Consider the following 13,906-nt stretch of genomic DNA (forward strand, 5'->3'; position numbering starts at 1 on the left):
CCGATTTCCTTCTGCCGTTGAGAAGCGGAGACAGCCGAACGCCCCGCCCTCAGCAGCCCACGCACCGGTGATTGTTCCGTGCCCCCAGCTTCTCGAGCAGCTGGATGGTTTCGGGGAACGGACGCAGGCGCTGCACGGGACCATTGGCGAGGTCCACGGTGGTGCGGAAGTCGCGCCCCACCGCCTTGGGGTCGGCGCCCTTGCTCACGAGATACAGGATCATCTCGTTGTCGCCGCGCGACGCGGCGTGGTGGAGCGGCGTGTAGCCGTTCAGGTCGCGCTTGTTCACGTCGTGCCCCAGCTCTTCCACCAGGTACTTCAGGGCGGGCATCCAGCCGTCGGGCGCATGACGGTGTGCGTTACCGGCGAAGCCGTTGCCATACCCCACCCCCGCCGCAGCGTGAATGGGATACGTGCCGATCCCGGCCGGCACCGCCTTGGAGGCGCTGTCGAGCGAGGCGTCGGGCCGGAAGCCGCCACCCTCACCCTGCGTGGGCGGGCGACGACGTCCCAACTGCGGTGGCCGGTACGACGGCACCGTGTCGATGGCGCCCGCCTTCTTGAGGATCTTCATGGCCTCGAGATCGACCGCATACGTGGCACGCCAGAACGGTGACGTGCCGTCGAGCAGCTCGAGACCGCAGTTGGCGTTGCCGCAGTTGCTGTAGCCGAAGAACCAGATGTTCTTCTTCATGCGCACGTTCACATCGGCCCCGGCCTTGATGAGCGCGTTCATGAGTTCGTAGTGCGTCGTCTTCTGCAGCTGCACCGCCTGCGGCTGCGGGTAGCGCGACCGCGGATGCCAGAACGTGTTGATGGACGCGTACAGCGGCGACAGCCCGTGCGTGCTGGTGAGCTTCACGTTGGCGCCACGCTTCACCAGCTCCATCGCCAGGTCATAGTGCCCGTTGATGGTGGCGTGCAGCAGCGGCGTGACACTGTCGGTGGCCGACACTTCGTTGATGTCCGCGCCACCGTCGAGCAGCGCGAGCGCGGCGGCCATGTTCCCCTGACGCACGGCGTGGTGCATCGCGGTGAGTCCGCCCATGCTCCCCACGGTCGCCTCGTAGCCGGCCTGGAACCCGTTGGTGGTATCGCGCGGCACCACGGTCTCGGTAGTCTTGCCGAGATCCTTGCGCTCGTACATGGCGCGGCCGGCGAGAATGGCCTCCTCGATCTGCTTGGGCGTGAGCGCATTCACCGGCGGCGCAATGAGCCCGATGCGCGGGGTCCGCACGCTGTCCGCGCGCGGGGCCGCCGCGGCACGCGCGGCCGGAGCGGCCGGAGCGGCCGGAGCGGCCGTCGCCGCCGCGGGCGCCGCCTTCTTGGCCGTGTCCGCACCCGGCACCGGCTCCACGCCCAACCCGAACTGGCGGCGCAGCGCCGCCTGTTCGGCTTCCTGCTTCGCAATGGCCTTCATGGCCGAATCGCGCATCGCCGCCGGGAGGGCGGCGAAGAGCAGCTCGTTGCGCTTGCGGGCGGCTGCCTGCTGCCGCGCCAGCTCTTCCGTGAGATCGAGGGTGGTCGTCTTGAGCGACGGGTTGGCGCCGGCCTTGAGCAGCGCCGCCACGGCCCCCGGCCGGTCCGATGCGGCGGCGAACATGAGTGGCGTCTGCCCCCACGTCGTCTCGCGCGCATTGAGGTCGGCCTTCCTGGCCACCAGCGCGTTCACGCCGGCCACGTCCCCCGACTGTGCCGCCAGGTGCAGCGCCGTGACCCCGGTGGCGGTGAGCACCTTGTGGTCGGCGCCCCCCGCCAGCAGCGCCTGCACCACTGCGCCGTTGCCGGCCCGCGCCGCAATGTGCAGCGGCGTGTAGCCGCCATTGCGCGTCGTGGGCGTGACCTTGGCGCCGGCCTTGAGCAGCGCCGCCGTCATGGCGGCATCACCGCGCTCGGCGGCCCAGTGCAGCGCCGTCATGCCATCCCCCAGGGGGATGTTCACATCGTTGCGTTGCGCGACGAGCGCGCGCACCCGTTCGAGGTCACCCTGCCGGGCCGCCTCGGCCACCGCCGGCGACGCGTTGGTGGCGCGGGTGACACCGGCCGCCAGGCGCACCGGCCGTCGGCTGTCCCCCGCCGTGCCCTGCGCCAGCGCGGGCGCCGCGGCGAGCGCCAGGCTCGTCGCACCGACCATGCCGGTGCGCAGGTGATACCGCAACGATTTCGACATGCGGCGACTCCTCGGTCAGGCGTTGGTGTACAGCGCGAACGGCGTCACGCTGTCGCCGAAGCTCGGCGTGTCGATGTTGTACCGGTGCAGCAGCGAGAGGAACACATCGGCCATCGGGGTGCCGTCGGGCGCCTTGAGGTGCGTGTTGCCCGGGATCATGTTGCTGCCGCCCATCAGGATGAGCGGGCAGCGACGATGGTTGTGCACGTTGCCGTCGGCCATGGGCGAGCCGTACACGATGAGCGTGTTGTCCAACAGGTTGCTGTCCCCTTCCTGCGTCTCCTTGAGGCGCTTGAGGAAGTAGGGCATCATCGCCACGTGGTACTTGTTGATGAGGTTGAATTCCATGATGGCCGACTCGCGGCCGCCATGGTGCGACGCCGGGTGGAAGCCCTTGTTCGTGCCGCTCTCGGGATACACGCGGCTCGACGCGTCACGACCGGTCTTGAACGAGAAGACGCGCGTCATGTCGCTCTGGAAGGCGAGCACCTGGATGTCGAACATGAGCTTCATGTGCTCTTCGAACGAGTCGGGCACGCCCACGGGCGCCTCGGGCAGGGCGCGCTCCTCACCGCTCGAGTTCTTCGCCTCCACCTTCTGGATGCGACGCTCGAGCTCGCGCACGTTCTCGAGGTACTGATCCACCCGGCGACGATCGGTGGGGCCAAGCTGGCGCTTGAGCGCGCCCATTTCGCCCACCACCCAGTCGAGGATGCTGCCGTTGTCGCGGCGGCGCGCCGAGCGGTCGGCGTTGTCGCTGCCGGCACCGAAGAGCAGGTCGAAGGCTGCGCGCGGGTTGCGGATCATGGGCAGCGGCTCGTGCGGCGACGCCCAGCTGATCGTGTCGGTATAGGCGCACGAATAGTTGTACGTGCAGCCGCCGGCCTGGTCGAGGTTCTCGATGCACAGCTGCATGCTGGGGATCGGCGTGTCCTGTCCGATCTTGCGCGCCACGATCTGGTCGAAGCTGGTGCCCACGAACAGGTCACTCCCCTGCGTCTGCTTGGGGTGCGACTGCGTGAGGAACACGGCACTCGACCGGAAGTGGTCGCCCCCGATTTCCGGCGCCTCGAAGGCCTCGGCCATGCGACAGTCGGTGTTGCTGATGATCGAGAGGTGCTGCCGCCAGTCGGCGAGCGGTGAGAGCGCGCTGTCGTTGGACAACTCGAACTGCCGCCCCACCCCCTCGGGCGCCCACAGGTACTTGGACGCGCCCCACGTGTTGCTGCCGGCGGCGCCGTGCACCGACTCGATGCACACCAGGCGCTGGTGGCCGGCGGCCGCGGCGCGTCCCGAGCCGGCAAGGAATCGACCGGCCGGTTCCATGGCATCCAGGTATGGCAGCGCCACAGTGGCGCTCAATCCCTTCAGGAACGTGCGGCGTTCCAGTGTCTTCTGCGCGAGAAACTGCATCGTCGGTGCTCCGGAAAGGGTCAGTTCTGGTTCGCGTCGGCCGCGACCGGCTCGGCACGCTTGCTCTGGAAGGCCTTGCTGTTCACCACACCGATCACGAAGGCCGACATACGGTAGTTCTGCTTGGCGGCGTCGCGCACGATCGCGCGCACCGTGGTCATGTCATGGTCTTCCACGCGACGTCCGAGCGCGTAGGCCATGAGGTTCTCCGTGAAGTTCCGCATGAGCGGCAGGGGCCGCTTGAGCAGCGCCTTCGTGAGATCCGCCGTGGTGGTGATCGGCGTGCCGTCGTACAGGTTGCCCCGCGTGTCCAGCTGGGCGCCGTTCTCCCGGTAGCGGAGCTTGCCGGTCACGTCGAAGTTGTCGAGCGCGAGCCCAATGGGATCCATGAAGTTGTGGCACGACTTGCACGTGGGATTGTCGCGGTGCATCTCCATGCGCTCACGCGTGGTGAGCTGCTTGCCATCCTTCGCCCCCGCGGTCTGCTCGAGGTCGGGCACATTGGGCGGCGGCGGTGGCGGCGGCGCGCCCAGCAGCACTTCCATGACCCACTTGCCACGCAGCACCGGCGAGGTGCGGTTGCCCAGCGACGTTTGCACCAGCACGCTGCCGTGACCGAGCACGCCACGGCGCTGATCGTCGGCGTACGCCACCTTGCGGAAGTGCGTGCCACTGACACTGGGAATGCCGTAGTGCTTGGCCAGCCGCTCGTTCACGAACGTGGACTCGGCGGTGAAGGCGGTGAGCACGCTGCGGTCCCGGCGCACCATGTCCTCGAAGAACAGCTCCGTTTCCTTCTGCATCGCGTTGGCGAGCAGCTGGTCGAAGTCGGGGAAGAGGAACGCGTCGGGCTTCACCTTCTCGAGATCCTGCAGGCGCAACCATTGCGCGGCGAAGCGCGTGCTCAGCGCCTCGGCACGCGGGTCGGCGAGCATGCGCTTCACTTCGGCATTGAACACCACCGGCTGCGACAGGCGCTTCTGCCGGGCCAGGGTGAGCAGGCGCTCGTCGGGGATCGTGCTCCAGATGAAGAACGAGAGGCGCGTGGCCAACTCGAGATCGTCGATGCGGAAATCCTTCCCTTCGGCCACCCCGGCGGGCGTGCGCTCGAAGCGGAAGATGAAGTGCGGGCTGGCAAGCACGGCCTGCAGGCCGAGGCGCACACCATCCTCGAAGCCCTCCACGCCGCCCGTCTTGGCGCCGGTGTCGTAGAACTTCATGAGCGCCGCGCGATCGGTCTCGGTGAGCGGGCGGCGGTAGGCGCGCGTGGCCACCCGCTCGAGGATGCTCTGCGCGCAGACACGCTGCGCCGCCGGCGCGGTGGGAGCGCAGGTCAGGAGCTTGCGGCGGCTGGGCGAACTCGAGAGCCCGAGGATCTTGGTGGGCCCCGTGATGAGCACGTCCATGAGATACGCCGGCTCGGTGGTGCCGGCGGACCCGTTGCCCTGTGAGGCCCGCGACCACTCATGCGGCTTGATGAGATCCTCGTACGGACCGTCCACCTTCTTCACGAAGCTCACGCTCACCGTGCGCTGGCCGCCGGTGATGGTGAGCGGTTCGGTGAGCAGGTAGTCGGCACCGAGCGGCAGGTCGGCCGACTCGCTGTTGCGATTGACGCCGCGGTCGTAGCGCAGCAGCGCCACGCGCTCGCCATCGATGGAGACGTCGACATCCTCGATGGGGCGCCCCACACCGCCGCCCACGTTCACCCGCAGTTGATAGATGCCGTCGGCCGGGAAGGTGTGCTTGATCACCATACCGCCGCGCGTGCCATAGGGCGTGCCTTCGACCTGGTCCCACGGGTGCTGCGAGGTGAAGGGCGAGGTCTTGTAGAGCACCTGCGCCAGCCCCGCCTTGCGATCGCCGATCGCCATGCGGCTCACCGCCGACGCCGCGTTGAGGTAGCCCTCGAGCAGCGTGGGGGAGAGCGCCTGCACGTCGGAGATGTTGTCGAAGTTGGCGCTCTTCTGGTCGAGCGGCAGCCAGTCACCGGCGGTCACGTCGAGCCCAAGCAGGTCGCGCACCACGCGCTCGTACTCGGCACGATTGAGTCGCTGGAAGGAGCGTGTCCCCGGGTTGATGGGACGCGCGTCCATGGTCTGCTCGAGCGTTTCCGCGAGGGCGAGGAGTGTATCGCCGCCGGGGCGCTTGGAACCCGGCGGGGGCATCATCTCCGCGCGCAGCTTGCGAATGATCTTTTCGGTGGCGTCGCTCTCGGTGGCTGTCGCGAGGCTGTAGCCGCGCAGGTTGAGATTGCCGCGGCGCATGGTGGGGTTGTGGCAGGAGCCACAGTACTTCTGCACCGTGCTGTCGAGCGCGGCGATCGCCACGCCGCGCGCACCGAATTTCGCCGGCGCGCGCGTGGGGGTTATGGAACGCGACAGCACCGGATGCGTCGCTGCCACGCCGCCAGCGGCGGGACGGGCGGGCGCGCGATCACGAACTGCGGGGACCGGATTGGGGGTGAGCAGTGACGAGACCATCGTCACCGTCGCCGTGATACCCGACCATGCCAAGAGAACCTTCATGCCAACCACTCCACGGAGTGCGCATCCGCGTGGGTGTGCACCGGAGATGGTGGCACACGGCGAAACGGACGCGCGTCGTCTACCTGCGGGACCTGCTGCGGTGACACCGGTACCACGACCGGGAGGAAGGAGCCCGGTGTGGATGAAACACAGACACGTGGAACAGGCACCCCGTCACGACCGCATGGCCGCCGAGCATGTTCCACGACGAATTTACGCAGCAGGAGCCGAAGATGCTGCAACTGCCGTTGCGTACGCGTGTTACAGGAAACACGCGACGCCGCGGTGTGGTCTAGAGCGCGGCGATCACGCGCGGCCGCAGCAGGGCCGCGAGCACATCGTGCACCGGCGTGGGCACACCGAACGAGCGGCCAAGACGCCCCACCGCCGCGGTCTGCGCCTCGAATTCGCTGGGGCGCCGCGCCAGCAGGTCGCGCGCCATGCTCGTGCGTTCGTCCGGCGGCAAACCATCGTAGCGCTGCCACACCGTGCGCTTGGCATCGGCTGGCCACGTCACACCCACGGCCTGCCCCACGGCGATGACTTCATCCAGCGCCCGGTCCACCAGCTCGCGCGTCTCCGGCACGGTTCGTACGGGGCCGAACGATTCTCCCGTCGCGGCGCACACCACGCCAATGGGTTCGATGAAGAGGAATTTCTCCCAAAGCGCCACCGCCATGTCGGCCGGTATCAGCGCCTGGAGGCCGGCTCCTCGCACCGCCTCGGCGATGGCGGGAATGGCGGCCGCCACGGCCGGCGCCGGCGGGTGACCCGCCCGCGGACCGAACTCGAGCAGGGGGGTGACCGCCATATGGCGGACGTGACCGGGCGCCGCCTGCTCGGCGATGACCCGGCACAACCCCTCGAGGATGTGGTCATTTCCCAGCGCCGCCGCCAGCTGGACGCTGGCCTCCACCCCGTTCTGGAGGGGGATCACCGCGGTGGCGGGCCCCAGCAGCGGCGCCAGCGTGGGCGCGATGGCCACCACCTGCGTGGCCTTCACGCCCACCAGCACCAGGTCCACGGGCCCGACGCTCGAGGGATCGTCGGTGGCCTGCACCGCCGGCAGCTGCACGTCGCCGTGTACACTGTCGAGCTGCATCCCGCGCGCACGCAGCACCGCCAGCGTGGCGCCGCGCGCGATGAACGTCACGTCGTGGCCGGCGGCGGCGAGCCGAGCGCCGAACACGCCCCCCACCGCGCCGGCGCCAACCACGGCGATACGCATCAGCTCAGGGCGTCTTGGTGACGGCGAATCCGGCAATGTGCGCGTCGGTGTTGTGCCCCATACGGAAGCCCACCACACCGTCGGTGCCCTTCAGCTTGCCCGCGCCCACCACGTCGCTCTTGGGGTAGCTCGCCACTTCCTGCCCGTTGATGAGGCAGGAGACCTTGTCTCCCTTCACCTGCAGCGCGATCTCCTGCGTCACTGGCTTGCCCTTGGCTTCCGCCTTGTTCACCGCCGGGTGCGTGCCGCCGCGCGGGCCGTTGAGCTGGAAGGGCGCCGGGCCGAAGCCGCGCACGATGAAATTGCCGTTGCCGTAGGCGGCGCAGTACAGGTAGCTCGCGTTCTCGGTGCCCATGTCATTTCCGCCCATCACGATGCCGTACGGATGCGGGTGATTGTTGAGCCCCATGTACTCGCGCTCGGAGAAGGTGGCCTTCACCGTGTAGTCGCCGGTGCCCTTCATGCCGGGGTTCCAGTAGGTGATGGCCGGACCGGTGGTGGCATGCATGTCCTTGCCCATGCCCCAGAACTTGGCGCTGTCCACGGTAAGGCCCGCCTTGGCTTCCTTGGCGTCGACGACGCCCATCCAGCCCTTGAGCTGAATACCGCCCTTCACGGCAATCGACTTCTCGTTGTCTTGCGCGCTGGCGACAGACGAGGCGGCGGCAAGGGCCAGCAGGGCGGCGGGAATGATCCGCTTCATGGCAACTCCTGATTCGGTGGGAACAGCGGGAGGAGGAGGAGAGAAGGGGAATACACGTCGGCAATGGGAATTCGCGCAACTGGCGGAATTGACCCACGGCGTCCAGGCAGGCTCGGCTGCCGCGCCGTCAGCACCCCTCGCGCCGCCATCGTAGTCTCAGTGGCAGCGGCAGCCTCCCCACCTCCCCGACCTCCCACCGCCACGGCCATGCCCAACATCGACGCGCCCGTCGTGAACCGCCCTTGCTGGTTCGATCTGTCCACCGCGGACCTCAGCGCTGCCAAGGCGCTGTATGGTGAGCTGTTCGGGTGGAGCTACATGGATGGTGGCCCCGAGCTGGGGCACTACACCATGGCCTTCAACGCCGCCGGCCGCGCGACCGCGGCCCTCGCCCCCAAGATGCCCGGGCAGGAACAGATGCCCACCGTGTGGACCGTGTACTGGGGCACCGCCGATATCACGGACGCGGCGGCGCGGATCGTGGCGCACGGCGGCTCGATGATGGTGCCGCCCATGCACATTCCCGGCAACGGGCACATGGCCGTTGCGATCGATCCCGACGGCGCCGTCTTCGGTCTCTGGCAGGCCGACCCGTTCGGCGGCGCACAAGTGGAGGGCGAACACGGCGCCATGTGCTGGAGCGAAGTGAATTGCCGCGATGGCGCGGCGAACGCGGCGTTTTACGCCGCGGTGTTCGATCTCGACGTGCACAAAATGGACATGCCCGGCGTGGTCTACCACACACTGTATCCCAAGTGCGGCGGCGAGGCGGTGTGCGGCGTACTGCAGATGGATGAACGCTGGGTGGGAATCCCGCCCAACTGGATGCCGTACTTCGCCGTGGCCGATCTCGAGCGCGCCAACACCGTGTGGACCCAGCACGGCGGGACGCTCGTCACCGGACCCATCCCGTCACCCTACGGCCGGATCATGGTGGTGCAGGATCCGCAGGGGGCGTACCTGTCGTACATGGCGTCGTGAATTCGGAAGGTTTATGACAAGGGAGGGGGCAGGAGGCAGGGGGCAGGAGGCGGGAAGCAGGGGGCAGGGGGCAGGGGGCAGGGGGCGACTACGCGTTGGTGCTCCCTGCGACCCGCTCCCTGCCTCCTGCCCCCTCTCTTGTCAACCAAAACGGGGCGATCTCCGCAGGAGACCGCCCCGTCGTCCATCAATCCATCAATCCATCAATCCGCGCCCGCCGGCAGCTGCGGCACCCCATGCGCCGCATTGCTCTGCAGCAGCCCCGCTCCCGTGTAGATCGCCAGCTTGTCGCGCGTATCCACGATGTCGAGGTTCCGCATGGTCAGCTGCCCGATGCGATCGAGGGGCGAGAAGTACTCCTGCCCCTTCTCCATCGTCAGCCGCTCGGGCTTGTACGTGAGGTTCGGGCTCGTGGTGTCCATGATGCTGTAGTCGTTGCCACGACGCAGTTCGATGGTCACCTCGCCGGTCACGGCGCGCGCGACCCACCGCTGCGCGCTCTCGCGCAGCATGAGGCTCTGCGGGTCGAGCCAGCGTCCCTGATACAGCAGGCGCCCCAGCTTCTTGCCATTGATGCGGTACTGCTCGATGGTGTCTTCGTTGTGGATACCCGTAACCAGGCGCTCGTACGCGATGAACAGCAGTGCCAGCCCCGGCGCCTCGTAAATGCCGCGGCTCTTCGCCTCGATGATGCGGTTCTCGATCTGATCGGTCATGCCCAGCCCGTGGCGACCGCCGATCACGTTGGCTTCGGTGAAAAGCTCGAGCGCGCTGCCGAACTCCTGGCCGTTGATGGCCACCGGATACCCTTCCTCGAAACGGATCGACACGGTCTCCCGCGCGATTGACACCTCATCCTTCCAGAAGGCCACGCCCATGATGGGCTGCACGATGTGCATCCCCTTATTCAGGAACTCGAGGTCCTTGGCCTCGTGCGTCGCGCCCAGAATGTTGGAGTCGGTGGAGTACGCCTTTTCCACCGACATCTTGTATTCGAAGCCGCTCCGGATGAGGTACTCCGCCATCTCGGTACGGCCACCCAGTTCGTCGATGAACTGCTGGTCGAGCCACGGCTTGTACACACGCAGGTTGGGATTGGTGAGCAGCCCGTAGCGGTAGAAGCGCTCGATGTCGTTCCCCTTGAAGGTGCTGCCGTCGCCCCAGATGTTCACATCGTCGTCGCGCATGGCGGCCACGAGCATGGTGCCCGTCACGGCGCGGCCGAGCGGCGTGGTGTTGAAGTACGTCTGTCCGGCCGTGCTGATGTGAAACGCACCGCACTGCAGCGCCGCCAGCCCTTCGGCCACCAGCTGCGCGCGGCATTCGATCAGCCGCGCCTTCTCCGCGCCGTAGGCCATCGCCTTGCGCGGGATCTCCTCGTAATCCGACTCGTCGGGCTGGCCGAGATTGGCGGTGTAGGCGTAGGGCACGGCGCCCTTTTCGCGCATCCAATGGAGCGCGGCGCTGGTATCGAGACCGCCGGAAAAGGCGATCCCCACCTTTTCGCCCACGGGGAGACGCTGGAGAATGTTGGCCACGGGAAGACTCGGGTATCGGTGAGGGGCACCAGGGTGGGTGCCCGTCGGGCACAGCCTCGAAATTTAATTCGTTGGCCCCGAAACGCCGTCCGGGTGCGTCCTCGATATTCACCGTCGACGGACGCCCCGCCATCCCCCACGCGCCGCTCGTCACGCGGCAGGAATGCCTGCGGCGCCGCAAGTTGTGCCGGCCCCCCTGTGTCCCGCGCCCCGCACACCGCCCGCTGAGGAGCTGCCCCATGCCGCTGGAGCGTCCGTACTTCCCTATCATCTACGTACGCGGCTACGCCATGACCGGCGGCGAAGTGGAGCACACCGTGGCCGATCCGTACATGGGCTTCAACGTGGGCTCGACGAAGCTGCGCCAGCAGTACCCGCGGCGCGTCGTGCGCCACGTCTTCGAGTCGCCACTCGTGCGGCTCATGAAGGACGAGGGGTACGGCGACAGCTTCGTGGACGGCAGCGAGCTGCCGGCTCATGCGGTGCCCAACGCACGCGCGGTGTGGATCTACCGCTACTACGAGGACGCGTCGAAGGAGCTGGGCAGTGGCACACGCCACGACATCGAGACGTATGCGCGGGGATTGCTTGCGCTCATCGACGAGCTGCACGATCGCTACGTGCCCGGTGACCGCGCGCGGCACGGCGCGCGCTCGAATGCCTTTCGGGTGTATCTCGTGGCGCACTCCATGGGTGGGCTCATCTGTCGATGCCTGCTGCAGCAGCTGTCACGCCACGATGCCCGCATCGACAAGGTGTTCACCTACGCCACGCCGCACGGCGGCATCGATCTGCGCGGCATCGGCAACGTGCCGGGGTTCGGCATCAATCAGTCGGAGGGGTTCAACGAGGGGCGCATGCGCGAGTACCTGCAACTCGCGCCCGGCACGCCGGTCAACTCGCTCGACGGTGCCTTTCCCGAGGAGCGCTTCTTCAGTCTCGTGGGCACCAACCACGACGATTACGGTCTCGCGCGCCTCGCGGTGGGGCCCATGAGCGACGGCCTCGTGCGCATCCCCAACGCCTATGTGGCCGATGCGCCGCGCGCCTTCGTGCACCGCTCGCACTCGGGGCACTACGGCATCGTCAACTCCGAGGATGGCTACCAGAACCTGCGCCGCTTTCTCTTTGGCAACGTGCGCGTGGACGCCTTTCTCGACATCGAGGCGCTCACCCTGCCGCCCGCAGTGCAACGCGAGAAGGATGCGGGGCACGCCATTCGCGCCGACTATCACATCGACGTGATCGCCCGGGTGCGCGGCGCCCGCTGGGACCTGCACCGCCGCACCACCAACGAGGGGTCGGCCGTGCTGGTGGATTACGACCGCCACGTGAAGGGCCGTCAACCGCTGCATCTGGCCAGCGCCTTTCTCTCCAATCAGGCCCGGGTGGACCCGGCCCGTCCCACGCTGGGCTTCAGCCTCGACGTGGGCGTGCAGGTACCGGAGTACCAGATCGACGGCAAACCCTTCTGGACGCGCGATCACTACGACGGCGGGTTCCTCTTCCGCGACAAGGTGAACCTCGAGGCCATCGTCGACGACGACGGCCGCTGGTCGCTGCGCTACGGCTGGGACAGCGCGGCGCCCAATGCGGCGCAGCACGACGCCGTCGCGGTGTCGCCGATCCCCGGCAGCTGGACCTTTGCCGTCCCGGTGGTGCAGGACACCCAACCCGGGATCCGCGCCGTGCTGCGCCTCGAAACGCGCCCCTGGAACGAGGAGTAGCTTTCTCCGCATGTCTCTGTCGCGTCGTGATGCGCTGGCTCGGCTCAGCGCCCTGTTCACCGTCCCCCTCGCCGCGCGCGGCGCGTGGTGGTCTGCTGCCGAGTTCAGCGCGCACGCCGATGATCCGCTGCGCGGCACCATGGCCCTGTACCAGGCGGGAAGGCTGCGCGGTGAGTACTCCGCCGTGGAGGTCACCACCCAGGCGCTGGCGCGCTGCCGCACGCTTGGCGCACAGCTGCGCGCCATCGATCTGCTCGCCGAGACGGCGCTGGCCGAGGCGCGCGCCTCCGACGACCGCTTGCGGCAGCGTGCGCTGCGTGGCCCGCTCGATGGGGTGCCGCTGTTTGCCAAGTCGATTTACGACATGCAGGGACTGCCCACGACCGCATCGAGCAGCGCGTGGGCGCGGCTCTTTCCCGGCGCGGTGCCGCGTGACGCCATCGAAGTGGAGCGGCTGCGTACGGCCGGCGCCGTGCTGTTGGGCAAGACGGCCGCCGACGACTTCGCGTATCGCGGTAACGGCACCGCCAGCGCCACCGGCCAGGTGCTCAACCCGCACGATGCGGCCAGGCGCATCACCCCCGGCGGGTCGAGTGCCGGGTCGGCGGTGGCCGTGGCCTGCGGCATGGCGTTCTGCGCCCTGGGCACCGACGATGGCGGATCCAATCGCATTCCGGCGCAGTTCACCGGGGTAGTGGGGGTGAAGCCCACCTTCGGGCTGGTGCCGCGGACGGGCGTCATTCCCACCTGGCCGGTGCTCGACACGCACGGACCGCTGGCCCGTACGGTCGCCGATGCCGCGCTGATGCTCGATGCGCTCGCCGGACACGACGGGGGCGACGGCCTGTCGTTACGGACGCGCTGGCAGCGCGGCGCCCTGGGCGCACTCGATGCGAACGCGCTGCGGGGCGCGCGCCTGGGCGTAGTGGAGGTGCATGCGCCGCGGACGCAGATGACGGCCGAGTGTCTTGCGGTGTTCGACGGCGCCCTGGCCGACTGCGCACAGGCCGGCGGCATCATCGAGGCGTTCGTGCCGGCGGTGGATCGTACCAACTATCGTGAGCAGTTCGCGGCGGCGGCCACCGCTCGGGGCGATGTGCCCCCCAACGCCAATGCGCCGGGCGCCACCGCCAATGCCCTGCAGCGCTACTTCGAGCGGCAAGGGGTGAACGCCACCGAGGCCATGCAGCGCGGGCTCGAAGCGTATCGCGCCTTTTACGATGTGCTGCCCGCCAGCTGGCGCGACTTCGCGCCGCTCACGCGCGTGCCCTACGAGCGTGATGCGGCCTCGGTGAGCTTCCTCGCGTCACGCGAGACCGTGGTGGCGGCGCTGGCCCGCAGCATGACCGAGCGGCGCATCGACGCCATGATCTATCCCACGATGCCCTTCAAGGCGCCCGAGGCCACGCAGCCCTGGCCCGACGTGCGAACGCCATTGGGCTACGGCAACTGGCTTGGCTTGCCGGAAGTGTCGGTGCCGGCCGGATACGGCGCCGACGGGCTACCGGCGGGGAACCTGAGCTTCGTGGGACTCCCCGGCAGCGACGCCAGACTGTTTGCCCTGGCCCACGCCTACGAGCAGGCGAGTCGGCGCTTCCGCATGCCGAACGTGGGCTGA

At 68.3% G+C, this 13,906-nt stretch carries 9 protein-coding genes; 3 read left to right on the forward strand and 6 right to left on the reverse strand.

Going from position 1 to position 13,906, the window contains the following annotated elements:
• Positions 1-49 precede the first annotated feature (49 nt).
• From O9271_RS14340 to O9271_RS14360, 5 genes are all read right to left on the reverse strand, one after another.
• Entirely contained in the window at positions 50-2,170 is a 2,121-nt protein-coding gene (locus O9271_RS14340) for an ankyrin repeat domain-containing protein (RefSeq protein WP_298271026.1), read from the reverse strand.
• Between the two features lie 15 nt (positions 2,171-2,185).
• The gene (locus O9271_RS14345; protein WP_298271029.1) at positions 2,186-3,583 is read right to left on the reverse strand and encodes a DUF1552 domain-containing protein; all 1,398 of its coding nucleotides are present in this window, start codon (positions 3,581-3,583) and stop codon (positions 2,186-2,188) included.
• A gap of 20 nt (positions 3,584-3,603) precedes the next feature.
• Entirely contained in the window at positions 3,604-6,111 is a 2,508-nt protein-coding gene (locus tag O9271_RS14350) for a DUF1592 domain-containing protein (protein WP_298271032.1), read from the reverse strand.
• A gap of 292 nt (positions 6,112-6,403) precedes the next feature.
• Positions 6,404-7,339 carry a 2-dehydropantoate 2-reductase gene (locus O9271_RS14355; protein ID WP_298271036.1) on the reverse strand — a complete coding sequence of 312 codons (936 nt, stop codon included), beginning with the start codon at positions 7,337-7,339 and terminating at the stop codon, positions 6,404-6,406.
• Positions 7,340-7,343: 4 nt separating this feature from the next.
• Complete coding sequence (locus O9271_RS14360; protein WP_298271039.1) at positions 7,344-8,042, reverse strand: hypothetical protein; 699 nt, start codon at positions 8,040-8,042, stop codon at positions 7,344-7,346.
• Between the two features lie 207 nt (positions 8,043-8,249).
• On the opposite strand from O9271_RS14360, the gene O9271_RS14365 reads away from it, so the two are divergent.
• Positions 8,250-9,023: a VOC family protein gene (locus tag O9271_RS14365; RefSeq protein ID WP_298271041.1), complete on the forward strand. Its 774-nt coding sequence runs from the start codon at positions 8,250-8,252 to the stop codon at positions 9,021-9,023.
• Positions 9,024-9,226: 203 nt separating this feature from the next.
• On the opposite strand, the gene argG is transcribed toward O9271_RS14365, so the two are convergent.
• Positions 9,227-10,561 (reverse strand): argininosuccinate synthase, encoded by a 1,335-nt coding sequence (gene argG / locus O9271_RS14370; protein WP_298271044.1) that lies wholly within the window; start codon positions 10,559-10,561, stop codon positions 9,227-9,229.
• Positions 10,562-10,800: 239 nt separating this feature from the next.
• Here argG and O9271_RS14375 point away from each other — a divergent pair, with 239 nt between their 5' ends.
• Entirely contained in the window at positions 10,801-12,288 is a 1,488-nt protein-coding gene (locus tag O9271_RS14375; RefSeq protein ID WP_298271047.1) for a hypothetical protein, read from the forward strand.
• Between the two features lie 10 nt (positions 12,289-12,298).
• A complete protein-coding gene (locus O9271_RS14380) occupies positions 12,299-13,906 on the forward strand; it encodes an amidase (protein WP_298271051.1) in 1,608 nt (535 codons plus the stop codon).

This window comes from Gemmatimonas sp., assembly GCF_027531815.1.
In the GTDB taxonomy this organism is placed as follows: Bacteria; Gemmatimonadota; Gemmatimonadetes; order Gemmatimonadales; family Gemmatimonadaceae; genus Gemmatimonas.